Genomic DNA, 18,156 nt, shown 5'->3' on the forward strand with positions numbered 1-18,156 from the left:
TCAAGGCAGACGAAGCAAAAACGCCGGTTGCTGGAGATAGCAAGGAGTAATGGCTAAGACTGGCCAGCGGAAAAATGGTTCACAGGCAGCAGGGCTATTTTGGCTGTGCGTATCGCTCGGTGTGAATGGGGCGCCATTCGCCGTCAATTAACCCTTCCTGGGGCAGAAAATTTTGCTTATAGGCCATCTTGCGGCTTTCCTTGATCCAGTAGCCGAGATAAAGGTAAGGCAGGTTGAGGCTGCCGCACCAGTCAAGCAGCCACAGGATATTGTAAGTGCCATAACTGGCATGTTTGTCGGCAGTGTCATAAAAGGTATAAACGGCGGAAATGCCATCGCGCACGATGTCCACCACGCTGACCATTTTGAGTACGCCGTTCTCGCGGAATTCCACCATCAGGCTTTCCACATTGCTTTGCACCAGGAAGTTACGGTATTGCTCTACGGTTTCCGGATCCTCCGAGCTGCCTTCATGCCGGGCAGCCTGGTAAGCGGAATACAGGGCAAAGTGCTCTTCCGAGAAGGCCAGCTCAATGAGGGCGACAGAGAGGTTGCGATGCTGTTTCCATGCCCGCCGCTGGCTGCGGCTGGGCTGGAATTCTGCAACGGGTAGCCTGACGGGAATACAGGCATGGCAAGTCTCGCAGTGAGGACGGTAGGCGAACTTGCCGCTGCGGCGGAAGCCAAGCTGGATCAGCCCGCTGTATGCGTGAGCGTCTATCAGGTGATGTGGTGTGGCAATCAGCGATTGCGCTGGTTTGTCCGCAAGGTAGCCGCAGGAATACGCGGTGGTAGCGTAGAACTGGATTTTGTGCAGATGCTGTTCGCCAGGCAATGTCATGCTGGGTAGTGTACCAATTCATTCAGTCGTTGGGAAAATTCCGCGCGGGTAATCTCGCGTGCGCCTAGCGAGGCCAGGTGCCGGGTTTTCATCTGGCAGTCGATCATGCCATACCCCAGTGCTTGAAGGCGTCGCACCATATGCACAAATGCGAGCTTGGAGGCATCGGTTGTATGATGAAACATGGACTCCCCGTAGAACATCCTGCCCAGGCTGACGCCGTACAAGCCGCCCACCAGTTTGCCATCCACCCAGGTCTCGGCGCTGTGGGCGTGGCCTAGCAGATGCAGCGTATTGTAGGCTTCCATGATGCCGTCGGTAATCCAGGTACCATCCTGGCCTTCGCGCGGAGTGGCGGCGCATGCGGCAATGACCTGGCTGAAAGCCGTGTTGAAGCGGATTTCATAATCTCGGCGCTTGAGCCGCTTGGCCAATGACCGGGAAATTTTCAGTTCGCCGGGGAACAGCACCATGCGAGGATCCGGACTCCACCACAGTATGGGCTCTCCCTCGCTGAACCAGGGGAATATGCCCTGCGCATATGCGTTGAGCAGGCGTTCGGCAGTCAGGTCGCCGCCAATGGCAATCAGTCCATTGGGCTCCCGCAGAGCGGCCTCCAGGGGAGGAAAGGGTGTACCGGCCTGCAATACACGTACCGGGCCGCCAGGCAAGCGGTAGTATTGATGTGTCATGCGAGGGTCATCTTGTTGAGTTGTTGTGGAATCGACCATGAAGCAGCAATTCAGTCAGGATCGGTGCTAGCATAATGCAGATGCAGCTTTGCTGCATGCCCTGATTATGCTACTATTCTTCCATGCGCCTTTATCGCACCATTATCCTGTTGCTGCTGACCATGTTTCTTGCGGATACCGTGGCGGCCAGCAGCAGCCTGCATCTGCCTGCCGTTTCCCCTGCGACAGCGCAGCCAGCGGCGCATCAGCATCATGCTACCCACGATCATGCGCGTCATGATGACGGCGCGTATCAGCATGATGAGCAGCATGGCGACAATTGCAGGAACTGCCATGATTGCCTGTCATGCTTCAGCGTATTGCCTATTTCCATCCGCATGTCTACGCCCGATTTGCCGCCTCGCCAGGTGGACATCGCGCCAAGCCTGATTTATTTCCCGCCCGCCCTGGCGCAATGGCAGCGCCCGCCGATCCTGCCCTCCATCTGATCTCGTCATGGCCGCCGCTGTCTCTGCGGCCAAAGGTTTTAATGGCCCGCTTGCATCAAGCAGGCTTCATATCATGAATGGAGAGTATCATGCGATTCAATATAGCCTTGTCAGCTTTAGGCTGCCTGTGCCTTGTCCTGCCCGTGGTGGCGGCAGAGGCTGAAACTGAGTTTAGTCCGGCCTTGCGCCATGAGCCGGTCCTCGGGCAATACCAGAAATTCGAGCAGGGCGCCGCAGCCGCGCCGGTGCAGCCGCATGCCGAACACGATATGCACCACGACCATGCCGAACACGATATGCACCACGACCATGCCGGCCATGAGCAGCATCAGCATGCTACGCAACATGATGCTGGACAGCGCGGGGACGGACAGCATGACGGCCACCATCGCATGCATGGGGAATGATCATGGCCAAGTTGTTGCCTGGACAATATGTGTCCTGCCTTCCCGTCGTTGCTCTTGCCATCGTCACTAGCCTGCTCGCCGGCTGCGCCACGTTCAGCCGCAACGGCGGCATGGACGATGTACGCTCCACGGTTGCCCAACGCCTGAAACAGGACGTGGCCTTGGATAGTGCTGGAGAGGTTTCTTCGCAGCAGCGGACGGAGGAATTGTTAGCAAAGCCGCTCGGAGTCGAGGAAGCTGTGCAGCTGGCCTTGTTGAACAACCGGGGCCTGAAAGCCGGTTTCGCTGCGCTTGGCATTGCCGAAGCGGACCTGGTGCAGGCCGGGCGCTTGCCCAATCCGCGTTTCTCCATGCTGTACACGCGCCATGACGGCGACTACAAGATCGAGCAGTCGTTCACCTTCAATCTTTTTTCCCTGCTGACGATGCCGCAGGCCAAGGCTGTGGAGCAGCAACGCTTCGAACAGACCAAGCGCGAGGTAAGCCTGCAGGTGCTGGTCTTGGCGCAGGCAACCCGGCAGGCCTGGGTTGCGGCTGTCGCTGCGGAGCAATCGTTGCTGTATGCCGCGCAGGTGATGCAGGCGGCGGAAGCGGCAGCCGAGCTGGCGCGGCGCATGCACCAGCAAGGCAACTGGAGCAAGCTGGACCAGGCGCGCGAGCAAAGCTTTTATGCCGATGCCGCGCTGGAGTATGCGGCGGCGCGCGAACACCAGCGCATGACGCGCGAGCGGTTGTCACGCGTGATCGGGCTGGGGAACAGCGAGCAATTCACGCTGCCGCCGCGCCTGCCTGATCTGCCGGCTACGGAGGAAGATCTCCTGCAGGTGCAGCAGCAGGCTTTCCTGCAGAGGCTGGACTTGCTGGCGATGCGTGCCGAGGTGGATGCGCTCGCCAAGCAGCTCGGCTTGAGCAAGACCACGCGCCTGATCAATGTGCTAGATATCGGCCCGGCCCGCGTGCTGGAGGGGCGGCGCGGCGAGGCTTACAAGAAGGGCATCACGCTGGGCTTTGAACTGCCATTGTTCGACTGGGGCAGCGCGCGCGTGAAGCGCGCCGAGGCAATCTATACGCAGGCGCTCGAGCGTACGGCACAAACAGTCATCGATGCGGAAACCGAGGTGCGGGCCGCCTATGCACGGTACCGCGTGCGTTACGAAATGGCGCGCCATGTCCAAGACGAGATCGTGCCGCTGCGCAAGCGCATCCTGCAAGAGCACCAGCTGCGCTACAACGGCATGCTGCTCAGCGCCTTCGAATTGCTTGCGGACGCGCGGGAGCAGGTCAGCAGCGTGAGCCGGTATATCAATGCCGTGCGTGATTTCTGGCTGGCGGACGCCGGGCTGACGATGGCGACCATGGGGCCCGTGGCATCCCTGGATGAGAATGGAAGGGGAGAATGATGCTGAATCGCCGTGATTTTTTCAGGCTGGGAGCGGCTGCCGTAGCTGCGGGCACGGTCAGCAAGGTGGCGATGGCGGCCTTGCCGGAAATTGCCAGCATGGGCAGTGCAGAAACCCAGGTGCCCCGCGCGCCTGGCAACGGCAGGCCTTTTCACCCGGTGGTGACCTTGAATGGCTGGAGCCTGCCCTGGCGCATGCGCGATGGCGTCAAGGAGTTCCACCTGGTGGCGGAACCCGTGGTGCGGGAGATCGCGCCCGGCATGCAGGCGCATCTGTGGGGTTACAACGGCCAGAGCCCTGGGCCGACGATCGAGGTGGTGGAGGGGGATCGTGTGCGCATCTACGTCACCAATCGCCTGCCGGAGGCAACCAGCGTCCACTGGCACGGGCAGCGCCTGCCCAACGGCATGGACGGCGTGAGCGGCCTCACGCAACCGGCGATCCCGGCCGGCAAGACCTTTGTCTATGAGTTCGAGGCCAAGCGTGCCGGCACCTTTATGTACCATCCGCACGCCGACGAAATGGTGCAGATGGCCATGGGCATGATGGGGTTCTGGGTCACGCACCCTAAAAACCCCGATTTCATGCGCGTGGACCGGGACTATGTCTTCCTCATCAACGCCTATGATATCGACCCCGGCAGTTACACGCCCAAGGTGGCGACCATGCTGGAGCACAATCTCTGGACTTTCAACAGCCGCGTGTTTCCAGGTATCGCCCCCATGGTGGCTGGGCTGAACGAGCGGGTGCGTATCCGCGTCGGCAACCTCAGCATGACCAACCATCCCATCCACCTGCACGGCCACGAGTTTACCGTGACGGGGACTGACGGCGGCTGGGTGCCGCCTGCAGCACGCTGGCCTGAGGTGACCACCGATGTTGCCGTCGGCCAAATGCGCGCGGTGGAGTTTGTCGCCGACGCGCCGGGAGACTGGGCTTTCCACTGCCACAAAAGCCACCATACTATGAATGCCATGGGGCACCAGGTGCCGACCATGATAGGCGTCGAGCAGAAAGGGCTGGTTGACAAGATCACGCAGCTGCTGCCGGACTACATGCCCATGGGGGAAAGCGGCATGGCGGAAATGGGCGAGATGGACATGCCGTTGCCGGAAAATACCCTGCCGATGATGAGCGGCAAGGGCCAGTTCGGGGACATGCACATGGGCGGCATGTTTACTGCGGTCAAGGTGCGTGCGGGATTGAAGGCCGGAGATTACAGCGATCCGGGAGATTACCCGAATCCTCCCGGCACTGTGGCGCACGAAGTCGACGCCAGCGGGGTGCCGGTGAGCAGGGCGCCCGCTGCAAGCGGCGAGGGGCATACCTTGCATATCAGGAAGCCGGGCGGGCATGAAGGGCATTAGCGTCACGCCCGCCGGGTTGGCCCGGCAGCTATTCAGGCGTATAGCCGGCTTCGCTGATCGCATCGCGAAAGCGGGCGATATCGGCGCTGCTGTCTATATGCACGGCCTTTCCCGCGAGGTCCACCGTGACTTTTGCCTGCGGGTCGACCGCCTGCGCAGCCTGGGTGATCGCCTGTACGCAATGATTGCAGCTCATGTCGTTGACCTTGAATGTATGCATGAATAGCTCCAGATTGAAAAATTGAGGATTGGTTGGATATTGGATTATGCGCCTTTCCCGCATGGTAAAGTCAAGCCTTGGTGTTGTGAGAGGCCCGTGCAAGATTGATATGATAAGGAAGTTGCCGCGATGACAAAGCAGCCACCATTGGAAAAACTGGATTTCGCCATTACCGGCATGACTTGCGCGGCTTGTGCCGGGCGCATCGAGAAATCCTTGAACAAGTTGCCGGGCGTGCAGCTGGCGAATGTCAATCTGGCAACCGAAAAAGCGCATGTGGAAGCGGTTGGCGCCGACCTGGCGCAACAGGTCGAGCAGGCGGTGTCCAAGCTGGGCTACCAGGCCCGCCTGATCAGGCCGGACGCCCCCATTGCGCCGGTCGAGGATATCCAGGGCGGCTGGAAGGTCGGCATCGCCGCCTTGCTGACCTTGCCGCTGGTGCTGCCGATGGTGGGAATGCTGCTGGGACAGCACTGGATGCTGCCCGGCTGGGTGCAGTGGTTGCTGGCAACGCCGGTGCAGTTCTGGCTGGGTGCTCGGTTTTACCGTGCCGGCTGGAAGGCTGCAATCCATCTTTCGGGCAATATGGACTTGCTGGTCGCCATTGGGACTTCTGCGGCGTATGGACTTTCCGTATATCTGCTCTGGCAGCATTCCCCCCATCTGTATTTCGAGGCCAGCAGTGCCGTCATCACCCTGGTTCTGCTGGGGAAGTGGCTGGAAAGCCGGGCCAAGCGCCAGACGACCGAGGCCATACGCGCATTGCAGGCGCTGCGCCCGGATACTGCACGTGTCCGACGCAATGGCTTAGAACAGGATGTGCCGTTGGCCGAAGTCATGGTGGGTGATCAAGTGCTGGTGCGCCCGGGCGAGCGGGTGCCTGTGGACGGGGTGATATGCGAAGGTGACAGCCACCTTGATGAATCCATGCTTACCGGCGAAAGCGCGCCGGTCAAGAAAGGCGTGGGCGGCAAGGTGGCCGGCGGTGCCGTGAACCTGGACGGGGTCTTGCTGGTGGAGGTGACGGCGATTGGCGCCGAGACGACATTGTCCCGCATCATTCGCATGGTGGAGGATGCACAGATCGCCAAGCCGGCCATCCAGCGGCTAGTCGACAAGGTGAGTGCCGTATTCGTGCCGCTGGTGTTGCTGATTGCTGTGCTGACGTTGGCAAGCTGGGCCTGGTATAACGGACAGTGGGAACAAGCCGTGCTCAATGCGGTTGCAGTGCTGGTGATCGCCTGTCCCTGTGCGCTCGGTCTGGCGACGCCTACTGCCATCATGGCCGGGACAGGCGTCGCAGCACGTTACGGTATCCTGATCAAGGATGCCGATGCCCTGGAGCTGGCGCACAGGATCGATACGGTGGCATTCGACAAGACCGGTACGCTGACGGTGGGCAAGCCGCGTGTGATCAAGGTCGCCAGCATGCCAGGGCGGGCGCTTGAATTGCTCAGGCTGGCGGCGGCACTGGAGCGAGGCAGCCATCACCCCTTGGCGGTAGCGGTACTGGAGCATGCGCAAGCAGCAGGGGTGGAGGCGGCCTCTGCGGCAGAGGCCATGGCATTGCCGGGCAGCGGACTGATGGCCAAGGTTGATGGCCGTCGCGTCTGGCTGGGCAACCAGCGTGCCATGGAGCAGGCTGGTGTAGCGGTTGACAGCATGCAAGGCGAGGTGGAGCCATTGATGAACCGCGGATGCACCCTGTCGTGGCTCGCTGCCGAGAACGATGCCGGTCAGCCCGAATTGCTCGGCCTCATGGCGTTTGGCGATGAACTCAGACCAGAAGCCGTGGCAGCAGTACAGCATTTGCATGCATTGGGCATCAAGGTGTTGATGCTGACCGGGGACAACCACGCCAGCGCGCAGCGCATCAGCCAGCAATTGGGGCTGGATGAGGTGTATGCGGAACAATTGCCCGATTCCAAGGCAGCCGTTGTGGCGGCGCTGCGCCGGCAGGGCAGGGTGGTTGCCATGGTGGGAGACGGCATCAATGATGCACCTGCGCTGGCTGCGGCGGATATCGGCTTTGCCATGTCCAGCGGAACGGATGTGGCGATGCACACTGCAGCCGTCACCTTGATGCGGAGCAGCCCGCTACTGGTTGCCGATACGATTGCAATTTCGCGTCGCACTTATAGCAAGATACGACAAAACCTCTTCTGGGCGTTTATATATAACCTGGTGGGGATCCCGTTAGCAGCCATGGGAATGCTGAACCCGATAGTGGCCGGTGCGGCAATGGCCTTGAGCTCTGCAAGCGTGGTCACCAATGCCCTGACGTTGCGGCGCTGGCGGCCTGCGGCGGAAGAGCGGCATTGAGAGTGTGTGGTACTGGCGCATCATGCAAAGTCCAACCTGAGGAGTTGCTGGTGCCGTCAGCCTGAGCCTGGAGACCATCTTTGTATACCCAGACTCGCTTGAGCGATGCCATAGAGGCGGATGCGGTTTTAATAATTCACTGATTTATCAGTTGAATTTTTAAAATTTTGGTGGTTTTTCGTCATGTCGCAGGGATTCCAAGGTAAAATGCCGACGCTATGGAATTACGCCCGGAATCACCTCGTTTATTGAGTGCTTACCGGCCCTATTGGGCCAAGCGCTTTGGCACCGCCCCGATCTTACCCATGACGCGCGAAGAAATGGATCAATTGGGCTGGGATAGTTGCGACATTATCCTGGTCACGGGCGATGCCTATATTGATCACCCCAGCTTTGGCATGGCCTTGGTGGGTCGGCTGTTGGAGGCCCAGGGTTTTCGCGTCGGCATCATTGCCCAGCCGGATTGGCACTCGGCAGATCCGTTCCGTGTGCTGGGAAAACCCAATTTGTATTTTGGCATCACGGCCGGCAATATGGATTCCATGGTCAATCACTACACGGCGGACCGCAAAATCCGCTCCGATGATGCCTATACACCCGGCGCGGTAGCTGGCAAACGACCGGATCGTGCCGTGCTGGTGTATTCCCAGCGTTGCCGCGAAGCTTTTCCTGGCGTCCCACTGGTGATCGGCAGTATCGAGGCTTCGTTGCGCCGGATCGCGCATTACGATTACTGGTCCGACAAGGTGCGCCGTTCGGTGCTGGTCGATTCCAAGGCGGACATCCTGATCTATGGCAATGCCGAGCGTGCATTAGTTGAGATCAGCCACCGCATTGCCAAGGGCGAACCCGTCAGCGAGATGACCGATATACGCGGCACGGCTTTCCTGCGCAAGCATGTGCCTGAAGGTTGGGAGGAAATCTCGTCCACCGCCCTGGATCGGCCGGGCAAGATAGACCAGGCAGTGAATCCATATGCGATGGAGCCGGCCATGGAGCAGACCGGCGCCTCCTGCGCATCCACAGCTGCCGCTGCGGCCAGCCAGGGTCTGGAGCCGGGCGTGCAAGCCATCACCCTGATGCGCAAACCGAACAAGCCCAAGGCAGGGCGCGACAGGCAATTCATCCGCCTGCCGTCATTTGAGGAAGTTTCCAAGGATCCTGTGCTCTACGCCCATGCTTCGCGCGTGCTGCACCTCGAGTCCAACCCGGGCAACGCGCGTGCGCTGGTGCAGCGACATGGGGATCGCGAGGTTTGGCTGAACCCGCCGCCCATTCCGCTGACCACCAAGGAAATGGACTATGTCTACGACCTGACTTATGCGCGCACCCCCCATCCGGCATACAAGGGAGAGCGTATCCCTGCCTGGGAGATGATCCGCTTTTCCGTCAATATCATGCGCGGCTGTTTCGGCGGCTGCACCTTTTGCTCCATCACCGAGCACGAAGGACGCATTATCCAGAGTCGCTCTGAAGCCTCCATCCTCAAGGAGCTGGAGGAAGTGCGCGACAAGGTGGAAGGATTCACCGGCACGATTTCCGACCTTGGCGGGCCAACAGCGAACATGTACCGTCTTGCCTGCAAGAGTGAGACCATAGAAAAGAATTGTCGTAAGCTTTCCTGTGTGTTCCCGGGCATTTGCGAGAACCTCAATACCGATCATTCGCATCTGATCCAGCTTTACCGGAAGGCGAGGGCGATCCCCGGCATCAAGCGTATCCAGATCGGTTCTGGTCTGCGTTACGACCTTGCCGTGAAATCGCCGGAATACGTGAAGGAACTGGTGCAGCACCACGTCGGCGGCTATCTCAAAATAGCGCCCGAGCATTCGGAAGAGAATGTGCTCAGCAAGATGATGAAGCCGGCGATGACCGCCTATGACGAATTCAAGGAAATGTTTGAAAGGTTCTCGCGCGAGGCGGGTAAGGAGCAATACCTGATCCCTTATTTCATTGCGGCGCACCCGGGTACCACTGATGAAGACATGCTCAACCTGGCCCTATGGCTGAAGAAATACGATTTCAAGCTCGACCAAGTCCAGACTTTCACCCCCACACCGATGGCGATGGCGACCGCCATGTACCACTCCGGCAAGAACCCCTTGCGCAAAGTGACGCATGACAGTGAGGATGTGCCTATCCCCAAGGCTGGCAGCGTGCGTCGACTGCATAAGGCATTCATCCGCTATCACGACCCCAACAACTGGCCGATGTTGCGCGAGGCATTGAAGCGGATGGGCCGTGAAGACCTGATCGGCAACGGCAAGAAGCACTTAGTGCCTGCCTGGCAGCCCATCCTGCCCAAGGAACAGGCTAAGGCCAACGGCAGCCGCCGCCCGGCCAAGCCTGTAGCCTCTGCACCGCGTCCAGTAGGCCGAGCGCCCGCTGCTGGCAAGAAAAATCACGTAACAGTTCAACGATCTGGCAAGCCTGCTAGGAAACCTGGCCGACCATAAAGCCCGTATGCTGCCAATGCGTTTTTATTCCAGCCTCACAAGTTTACTCTTGCGGGGCTTTTTTTCTGCCTACTGTCTGTGCTCCGCCATGGCGATGGCGGCAGGAGACGGCATGCTGTGGAAGGTGCAGGCGGGTCACGGTCCTGTCAGCTACCTGTTCGGCACCATCCATGTCGATGATCCCAGGGTCACTACATTGGCAGAGCCCGTCAACGCCGCCCTCGAGTCTGTGCAATCGTTCATGATGGAAGTCCTGCCCTCCAATGATGTCTCACCCTACTATATGCAAGGTAGCCTGGCTCAGTTGCTGACTGAGGCAGAGCTTGAGCAGGTCTATGCCGCTGCCGATTTTCACGGCTTACCGCGCGACATGGCATTGCGTATGAAGCCATGGCTGCTGGCCATGGTGTTCGACCTGCCCGTGTCGCAATCTCCCTATACCCTGGATGTGCACAGCTTTACCTGCAGGCGCAACGCGCAGGCAAGGCTGTCGAGGCGCTGGAAACGCCAGAGGCGCATTTTTCCGTGCTGGAAAGCATCAGCCTGGAAGAGCAGATGCTGATATTGCGCAGTGTGCTCAAGCGCAGCCAGGAGCAAAGGGAAAAAGACTTCGAGTTGATGATCCAGGCGTATCTTTCCGGCAACCTGGATAAGGTGGGTGCACTGGATTCAGCATTGGGGGTGGATGGTCTGCCTGCCGGATTGTGGGAGAAGATACGTGTCAAGCTGCTGGACGAGCGCAATATGCGCATGGCAGAGCGCATTGCCGCTGCTGCCAGCCTGCAGCCGGTGTTCGTGGCGGTCGGTGCAGCGCATTTGCCGGGAGAGGGTGGCTTGATTGATCTGCTCAGCCGCGCAGGCTTACCGTATCTCCCGTCAATAGCCAGTGACGCACGGCGGCGTCTGACATTCATGCCGCATTTGCCCCTAACTCACGCACGCTATAATTCAAGCTATTTCCGTAGAATGGATGGATTGACCATGGCTGACCGCATCAATTTGCGCCCATTGGAACGCAACGATCTGCATTTCGTACACAAGCTCAACAATAACGATACCATCATGCGTTACTGGTTCGAGGAACCTTACGAAGCTTATGACGAGCTGGTTGCCCTGTATGACAGGCACATCCACGACCAGAATGAGCGGCGCTTCATTATCGAGCTGGATAACGGCGAGCTGGCCGGGCTGGTCGAGTTGGTGGAGATCAATTACATTCACCGGCGTGCCGAATTCCAGATCATCATTGCCCCGGATTACCAGGGGCGCGGCCTGGCCAAGTCGGCGACGCGCATTGCCGTGGGGTATGCCTTTCGTGTGCTCAACCTGCACAAGGTATATCTGGTCGTGGACAAGGAAAACCAGGCGGCGATCCATGTGTATGAGGCTTGTGGTTTCGAGGTAGAGGGACGCTTGAAGGAGGAGTTCTTTTCCAACGGTTCCTACCGGGATGTCTTGCGTATGCGCTTGTTACAGGACGACTACCTGCGCCATGTCGGTCCGGCGCCGGTGGACGCCTCTGTGTTGAGGGAATGGCAGGACCAGTGAATCCTGCCTTCGCGGCAACGGCTTATGACACAAGCTTCAGGCCGATAATGGCACTGATCAACAACAGCAGAAACAATAGGCGGGAGTCATGCTGGCTGAATCGCCAAACAGGCAGATGCCGATGAGGATGGTGCCGAAATGCCGATGCCGGCTTTCACTGCGCGACACGGCTGTCAAAACAGGTCGCGTTGCCTAGGCATTCAGGAATGCAAGCCGATGGCCTGCATGAAAAGTCGCATGAGGAGGGCTGCCGCCAGCATGACCGTGACGCTGGCGGCCCAGATCAAGACCAGCCAGAGTAGTCTCCGGAGCCAGTGTGGGCGCGCTTTCTCTTGTTCAGTGGTAGCCATCGCCGTGTCGTACCTTACCCTTGAACACGCGGTATGACCAGATGGTATATCCTAGAATGACGGGGATGATGGCCAATGTGCCGACCAGCGCAAATTTGAGGCTTGCAGGCGGCGCTGCAGCATCCCATATCGTCACGTGCGGCGGAATGATCTGGGGCCAGATGCTGATCGCCAGGCCAAGCAGTCCAAGCAGCACGATGATCAAGGCGGAGATGAAAGGCTGGCAATCGTAGCCTGACCGGAGTTCGTGCATGAGGGAATATAGGCTGATGGCGACCAGTATAGGCACGAGTGAGAGGAAGTAGAAGTTAGGCAGGCTGAACCAGCGCTCGGCAATAGCGGGGTGGGCCAGGGGCGTCCAGATACTCACGCCTGCCAGTGCGATTACCACGAGGCCTACCAGGGGGCGGGTGAGTTCTAACATGCGCTGCTGGAGCTTGTCCTCGGTTTTCATGATGAGCCAGGTGCTGCCCAGCAGGGCGTAGGCTACCATCACGCCCAACCCGGTAAACAGCGAGAACGGGCTGATCCAGTCAAATGTACCTCCGGAAAATGCATTGTCGTTCAACGCGATACCGTTGATATAAGCACCCAGCGTTACGCCTTGGAAGAATGCGGCAGTGATTGAGCCACCAATAAACGCCTTGTCCCACAACGACTGCTCATGTGCCGGCGCCTTGAAGCGGAATTCGAATGCCACGCCCCGGAAAATCAATCCCAGCAGCATCAGGATAATCGGCTGGTACAGGGCGCTCAACACCACGGCATATGCGAGCGGGAAGGCTGCCATGAGGCCGGCGCCTCCCAAAACCAGCCAGGTTTCATTGCCGTCCCAGACTGGGGCTACTGTATTCATCATCACGTCACGGTCATGCTTGTCCTTGACGAACGGGAAAAGGATGCCGATTCCCAGATCGAATCCATCCATGATCACGTACATGGCAATGGCGAACAGGATGACCAGCAACCATATCATGGGTAAATCAAAATCCATCGATTACGATTCCTTAGTGTTTGGTAATTGCGACTCCAGTGAAAAGGACGCATCCGGTGTGGACAGTGGCCGCATAGGCTGCCTGGGCTGGCCCGGGCCGCCCTCTGGCTCCGGCGCTCTATGCTGCACGGGCAGGCGCATGAGATGCATCAGGTAGCTGATGCCGATACCGAAAACAAAGAAGTAGACAATAATAAACAAGGCCAGTGAAGCGGCCAGAGAGCTGATGTCGTGATTGGACACCGCGTCGGCGGTACGCATGATGCCATACACTACCCAGGGCTGGCGGCCTATTTCCGTGGTAAACCAGCCGGCCAGGATGGCGATTACCCCGGCAGGGCCCATCCATAATGTCATACGCAGGAATCCCTGGTGGCTGTACAAACTGCCTCGGTAGCGTAAACATAAACTCCACAGGCCCAGGGCAATCATCAGCATGCCCAGTCCGACCATGACGCGGAAAGACCAGAAGATGATGCTGGCATTGGGCCGGTCTTCCGGCGGGAAATCCTTGAGCGCCGGCACCTGACCGTCCCAGCTGTGAGTCAGGATCAGGCTGCCCAGATGCGGGATGCCCACGGCGAAACGGGTGGTTTCCGCTTCCATGTCCGGTAGGCCGAACAGCAATAACGGCACGCCGCCCTCATGATGCTCCCAGTGCCCTTCCATGGCTGCCAGCTTGGCGGGCTGATGTTTGAGCGTGTTCAGGCCGTGCAAGTCTCCGACGACTGCCTGTAGTGGTGCAACCACCACCAGCATCCACATGGCCATCGACAGCATGGTGCGGGTTGCCTCCGTCTTTTGTCCTTTCAGGATATGCCATGCGCCGGCTGCCCCGACGATCAGAGCCGTTGCCAGGAAGGCGGCAATGCCCATATGGACCAGGCGATAGGGGAAAGACGGGTTGAAAATGATGGCCCACCAGTCGACGGGGACCACGACGCCATCCAATATCTCGAAACCTTGGGGGGTCTGCATCCAACTATTGGATGCCAGGATCCAGGTCGCTGAAATCAGCGTACCCAGGGCTACCATCGCTGTGGAGAACAGGTGCAGCCCAGGTCCCACCCGACTCCACCCGAACATCATTACGCCGAGAAAGCCGGCCTCAAGAAAAAATGCGGTCAATACTTCGTAAGTGAGCAAAGGGCCGGTAACGCTGCCGGCAAAAGCAGAGAAGCCGCTCCAGTTCGTACCGAACTGATAAGCCATGACTAGCCCCGAGACCACGCCCATACCAAAGTTGACGCCGAATATCTTGAGCCAGTAGTGGTAGAGGTCCTTGTATACTTCGCGTCCGGTTTTCAACCATAAGGCTTCCAGCACGAACAGGTAACTGGCAAGACCGATGGTGATTGCTGGAAAGATGATATGGAAGGATACAGTGAACGCAAACTGGATGCGCGCCAGGTCCAGTGCTGAAATGTCTGGCATGGTGGTATTCTAACTCCTTGATAAACAACCTGAAGGCATGTCTAACCTAAAAAAGTTGCCTGGAACTCAAGATCGCTAGCTTACGGTGAGTCCTTGCCTCCCAATAGACCCAGATTCATCAAAAAATATCCATCACAGATGTCATGACAAGTGAAATCTCAGGGAGCAAAGCGCGCAGCCTGGGCCTCTATTGTCTCGATCGCCAGATCGAAATCCATGGATTTGTCGAAGAAATGATCCACCCCCAGCTCATTCGCCATTTGCCGGTATTGCGGATAGGTGTGGTTGGTCAGGATCAGGTAGGTGGGGCGGGGAAATGGGTAGTCGGGCCGTTGGGTTGCCTTGATGACTTCAAAACCATTGCCTTGGGCTAGTTCGATATCCACGAGCAATAGGTCGAATGGCTGTTTGTAAAGCTGTGCGATGGCTTCATCCTGGCTTAACGCGACACCTTTGAAGGATAAGCCACGACAGTCGGACAGGATATCCATGATCGTTTCGCGCAATAGCGACGAGTCTTCGACCAGCAATACTTTCATTGTTTTCGTATGCGGCTCCACGCTACTGCGTCTTTCCTTCATGATGATATTCATGGGCTCAAACTCATTGCTTGTGAATTCTATCGGGCAATATAAAGCACTGCCATCCGCCTTACTCCTACAATCTCTGACGTTGATTGCAGCCATGATTATGATATCAACTGATTCTTGATGGCATAGTAAGTGAGATCTGCATTGGTCTTCAAGCTCATTTTTTCCATGATGCGGGTACGGTAAGTGCTGACAGTTTTCACACTGATGCAGAGTTCTTCGCCGATTTCAGTGGCGCTCAGGCCGCTGGCAAGTTTGAAGAATACCTGGAATTCCCGGTCTGAAAGCGTTTCATGCAGCAGCTTTTCCGAGGGGTTGCTCAGTTCGTTAGTCATCAGCTCGGCAAGTTCGGCCGAGATGTAGCGCTTGCCGTTGGCAACGGTGCGGATCGCCTTGATGATCTCCTCCGAGTCCGCATCCTTTGAAAGGTAGCCTTTGCATCCGCTGCGCATGAGGTTGAGTGCATATTGTTCTTCGCCGTAGCCACTCAGGATCAGTACGGGCAACTCTGGCGCAACATGTCGCAGGTCGTGCAAGGTGTCCACGCCGTTCTTGTCTGGCATGGCGATGTCCATCACGATCGCATCATATTGATTGCTGCGTACCAGCTTGATGGCCTCTAGTCCCGAGGCGGCCTCTCCGGTCACCTCGAGGTCGGATTCCAGTTCAATTAGGTTGCGCAATCCCTGTCGGACAATATTGTGGTCATCAACCAATAATATTTTTTTCATGTATGCTGACGATCCTTGTCATCAAATAATCTATAGTGATTTGAGGATACTAAGATGGCTTGCCGGTCTCTGCAAGCCATCATCCAAGCTTGCCGGTGCGGTTGGCAATGCCAATGCTTCAATCGTCCTTGCCCAGGGCATAGCCCACCAGCACACCCGCTCCCACTGCCAGTGATAATGTGAGCAAGGAAGGCTTACGCAGCCATTGTCGCGGTTGGATCCGGCTGTTTTTCAATACCTGGGACAACTCCTTGTCCAACGACTCGGACCATTCGGAAAAATTTTCTGAAAGTTGCTCGATTACATGCTCTGTGGCGTTACTGTGTGCGTCTGGATCCAGAATGTCCCTGAGGCTTTCGAGCAGAGCCAAGGCTTCCTTCTTGCTGTCCCGGGCCTTGTTTTCCAGCTTGCGACCCAGCTTGCGTACGGATGCCTTGCCTGCCTTGGCGCTATCGCTCAGGGTTTCCTGGGCCGTCTCCGCTAGCTCGGAAGCCTGGTCTTTTATTTCGCTTGCTGTGTTGCTGTTGAACATGTCGTGCTCCAATACTGTCTATGAAAAAATCTCACAAAAATCCGCACCGCTCTCCTAAATACCGCGTGGCTGATCAACGCTTGTGAAAAATACCCGCAACCAAGGAGACGATGGTGATGATCAGAAAAACGAAGAACAGGATCTTGGCAATTTCTGCCGCCCCTGCCGCTATCCCGCTAAAGCCGAAAAAAGCAGCGATCAATGCGATGACAAAGAAAATTACGGAATAATGCAGCATCATTTTTCTCCTTGGCTGGTCAGTCTACGGTTTACACTGTAGGCTTTTGGTCCGTCAGGAATTAGCAGACAGCCACTGAATCGCTTGTCAGAAAATACTTACACGATGTTTGGAATGTCATGAATATCAACGCCATCGGCAACAAAATGAAGGGGTGGGCAGAGAGTCTGGTCAAGCGGCTCGGGGGAAAGGTATTGGCCATTCTGTTTGCCTCCATGATCTTGGCATTGGTGTCCGTGATGTTCACCGATGCCTGGCTGGTGGAAATTGAGAAGCAAAACGCCCAGATCGAACAGGTGCAGCGCAATATCACCGTCCTGCAGCAGTTGCGCACCAGCCTCAACCTGGCTGAGAGTGCGCAACGAGGATACCTGCTGACCCAGCGCCAGGAGCTGGTTTCCACCTTTAACCAGGAAATCGATGCTGCACGCCGGCATATCCGCAAGATTGAGGGGTTGTTCAACAGTGAGAAGATCGCTATGCAGGGCAAGCAGGAGCAGAGCTGGCTGATTGCTCTCAATTCGGCCCTGGAGGCCAAGAATGCGGAGATGAAGCTGGCCATCTCACTGGTGCAGTCCGGCAAGGCGGAAGAGGCGATGCAGGTCATCAAGCTCGATCAGGGCGTCATCGAGATGGCCAAGTTCATGCAGTATTCCCAGACTCTGCTGGATCAGCAGCACGAGGCGCAGGCGCAGTTGATGAAAAAGCGCGCGCAGACCATCGTCATCACCCGTATTGCCCTAGTCGGTACGGCACTGATCCTCCTCCTTCTCGTGATCATGGTGATCCGACAGCTGGTGCGGGAAATGAACAGCCGTGATCATTTGCGCCAGCAGCTGGCGCGAGACTGTGCGGCCTATGAGGAGCGCATTCGCAGCAACTCCCACATGATGAAGACGCTGGCACTGGATTACCAGTCCGATGTAGAGCGTGCTCGGCAAAAGCTGGCACGCGACCTACATGACGAGCTGGGTTCGATATTGACTGCCACCAAGATGGATATCTCCTGGACGATACGCCGCGTGAAGGATCAAGATCCGGAAATCGTGGAGAAGCTGGACAAGACGATGCGCTATCTGAACCAAGGCATTCAGTTCAAGCGGCAAGTCGTGCAAAACCTGCATCCCTCCATCATTACCACGATCGGTTTCTGGCCCGCGCTAAGGTCACTGATCGAAGATATGGCGGAGCGCAATGACTGGAATCTCGATCTTATCCTGCCTGGAGAGCAGATCGAGCTACCTGAAACCCTGGGTCTGATTGCCTACCGGGTGGTGCAGGAGAGCCTGAATAATGCCAGCAAGTATGCCTATGCCACCAGGGTATCGGTGCATATGGTGAATGAGCTGGATTACCTCAAGTTGGAAATTGAGGATAACGGGGTGGGGGTCGACTTGAACAAGACCTCTTCCGCGACCCACGGCCTTTCTGGTATTCGCAACCGTATCATGGCGATTGGCGGGCGGGTGGATATCGTCAGCTCTCCCAATCAGGGCTTCCTCCTAGTCGCTATCATTCCCACCAAGCTTTGAGCCCGGGGCTGGGC

At 57.6% G+C, this 18,156-nt stretch carries 18 protein-coding genes and 1 pseudogene; 8 read left to right on the plus strand and 11 right to left on the minus strand.

Features of this window, described 5'->3' with window-relative positions; genetic code table 11:
- Positions 1–94 precede the first annotated feature (94 nt).
- Both MFLA_RS04770 and aat read right to left on the minus strand, forming a co-directional pair.
- Positions 95–841 (minus strand): arginyltransferase, encoded by a 747-nt coding sequence (locus MFLA_RS04770; RefSeq protein WP_011479296.1) that lies wholly within the window; start codon positions 839–841, stop codon positions 95–97.
- The gene (aat, locus tag MFLA_RS04775; protein WP_048811574.1) at positions 838–1,533 is read right to left on the minus strand and encodes a leucyl/phenylalanyl-tRNA--protein transferase; all 696 of its coding nucleotides are present in this window, start codon (positions 1,531–1,533) and stop codon (positions 838–840) included. Before aat ends, MFLA_RS04770 begins: the two co-directional genes overlap by 4 nt.
- A 122-nt stretch (positions 1,534–1,655) precedes the next feature.
- On the opposite strand from aat, the gene MFLA_RS04780 reads away from it, so the two are divergent.
- A complete protein-coding gene (locus MFLA_RS04780; protein WP_011479298.1) occupies positions 1,656–2,021 on the plus strand; it encodes a hypothetical protein in 366 nt (121 codons plus the stop codon).
- 116 nt (positions 2,022–2,137) lie between these two features.
- On the opposite strand, the gene MFLA_RS04785 is transcribed toward MFLA_RS04780, so the two are convergent.
- On the minus strand, positions 2,138–2,419 hold the full coding sequence (locus MFLA_RS04785; protein ID WP_011479299.1) for a hypothetical protein: 282 nt from the start codon (positions 2,417–2,419) through the stop codon (positions 2,138–2,140).
- An 11-nt stretch (positions 2,420–2,430) separates the two neighbouring features.
- Between MFLA_RS04785 and MFLA_RS04790 the strand changes: the two genes are divergently transcribed.
- Both MFLA_RS04790 and MFLA_RS04795 read left to right on the plus strand, forming a co-directional pair.
- Positions 2,431–3,828, plus strand: coding sequence for a TolC family protein (locus MFLA_RS04790; protein ID WP_011479300.1), 1,398 nt, complete (start codon positions 2,431–2,433; stop codon positions 3,826–3,828).
- Complete coding sequence (locus tag MFLA_RS04795) at positions 3,828–5,195, plus strand: multicopper oxidase family protein (protein WP_011479301.1); 1,368 nt, start codon at positions 3,828–3,830, stop codon at positions 5,193–5,195. The genes MFLA_RS04790 and MFLA_RS04795 overlap by 1 nt, the downstream gene beginning before the upstream one ends.
- 28 nt (positions 5,196–5,223) lie before the next feature.
- On the opposite strand, the gene MFLA_RS04800 is transcribed toward MFLA_RS04795, so the two are convergent.
- Positions 5,224–5,415, minus strand: coding sequence for a heavy-metal-associated domain-containing protein (locus tag MFLA_RS04800; protein ID WP_011479302.1), 192 nt, complete (start codon positions 5,413–5,415; stop codon positions 5,224–5,226).
- A 129-nt stretch (positions 5,416–5,544) separates the two neighbouring features.
- Between MFLA_RS04800 and MFLA_RS04805 the strand changes: the two genes are divergently transcribed.
- The 4 genes and pseudogenes from MFLA_RS04805 (at position 5,545) to speG (ending at position 11,741) form a co-directional block, all read left to right on the plus strand.
- Positions 5,545–7,737 carry a heavy metal translocating P-type ATPase gene (locus MFLA_RS04805; protein ID WP_011479303.1) on the plus strand — a complete coding sequence of 731 codons (2,193 nt, stop codon included), beginning with the start codon at positions 5,545–5,547 and terminating at the stop codon, positions 7,735–7,737.
- Between the two features lie 218 nt (positions 7,738–7,955).
- A complete protein-coding gene (locus MFLA_RS04810) occupies positions 7,956–10,193 on the plus strand; it encodes a YgiQ family radical SAM protein (RefSeq protein ID WP_011479304.1) in 2,238 nt (745 codons plus the stop codon).
- Between the two features lie 112 nt (positions 10,194–10,305).
- A pseudogene (locus MFLA_RS14820) lies at positions 10,306–10,994 on the plus strand (TraB/GumN family protein); the annotation flags it as partial.
- A gap of 180 nt (positions 10,995–11,174) precedes the next feature.
- A complete protein-coding gene (speG, locus tag MFLA_RS14825; protein WP_229407293.1) occupies positions 11,175–11,741 on the plus strand; it encodes a spermidine N1-acetyltransferase in 567 nt (188 codons plus the stop codon).
- Positions 11,742–11,941: 200 nt separating this feature from the next.
- On the opposite strand, the gene MFLA_RS14405 is transcribed toward speG, so the two are convergent.
- The 7 genes from MFLA_RS14405 to MFLA_RS14410 form a co-directional block, all read right to left on the minus strand.
- The gene (locus tag MFLA_RS14405) at positions 11,942–12,091 is read right to left on the minus strand and encodes a DUF2474 family protein (protein WP_195742092.1); all 150 of its coding nucleotides are present in this window, start codon (positions 12,089–12,091) and stop codon (positions 11,942–11,944) included.
- Complete coding sequence (cydB, locus tag MFLA_RS04825) at positions 12,078–13,085, minus strand: cytochrome d ubiquinol oxidase subunit II (protein ID WP_011479307.1); 1,008 nt, start codon at positions 13,083–13,085, stop codon at positions 12,078–12,080. The genes MFLA_RS14405 and cydB overlap by 14 nt, the downstream gene beginning before the upstream one ends.
- Before the next feature lie 3 nt (positions 13,086–13,088).
- Positions 13,089–14,519, minus strand: coding sequence for a cytochrome ubiquinol oxidase subunit I (locus tag MFLA_RS04830; RefSeq protein WP_011479308.1), 1,431 nt, complete (start codon positions 14,517–14,519; stop codon positions 13,089–13,091).
- Between the two features lie 158 nt (positions 14,520–14,677).
- A complete protein-coding gene (locus MFLA_RS04835) occupies positions 14,678–15,112 on the minus strand; it encodes a response regulator (RefSeq protein ID WP_229407191.1) in 435 nt (144 codons plus the stop codon).
- A gap of 95 nt (positions 15,113–15,207) precedes the next feature.
- On the minus strand, positions 15,208–15,840 hold the full coding sequence (locus MFLA_RS04840) for a response regulator (RefSeq protein ID WP_011479310.1): 633 nt from the start codon (positions 15,838–15,840) through the stop codon (positions 15,208–15,210).
- Positions 15,841–15,958: 118 nt separating this feature from the next.
- Positions 15,959–16,372, minus strand: a complete 414-nt coding sequence (locus MFLA_RS04845; RefSeq protein ID WP_011479311.1) for a hypothetical protein — start codon at positions 16,370–16,372, stop codon at positions 15,959–15,961.
- A gap of 73 nt (positions 16,373–16,445) precedes the next feature.
- Positions 16,446–16,610, minus strand: coding sequence for a DUF1328 domain-containing protein (locus MFLA_RS14410; protein WP_048811867.1), 165 nt, complete (start codon positions 16,608–16,610; stop codon positions 16,446–16,448).
- Positions 16,611–16,729: 119 nt separating this feature from the next.
- Here MFLA_RS14410 and MFLA_RS04855 point away from each other — a divergent pair, with 119 nt between their 5' ends.
- The gene (locus MFLA_RS04855) at positions 16,730–18,142 is read left to right on the plus strand and encodes a sensor histidine kinase (protein ID WP_011479313.1); all 1,413 of its coding nucleotides are present in this window, start codon (positions 16,730–16,732) and stop codon (positions 18,140–18,142) included.
- The last annotated feature ends 14 nt before the right edge of the window (positions 18,143–18,156 follow it).

Source organism: Methylobacillus flagellatus KT, assembly GCF_000013705.1.
Lineage (GTDB): Bacteria > Pseudomonadota > Gammaproteobacteria > Burkholderiales > Methylophilaceae > Methylobacillus > Methylobacillus flagellatus.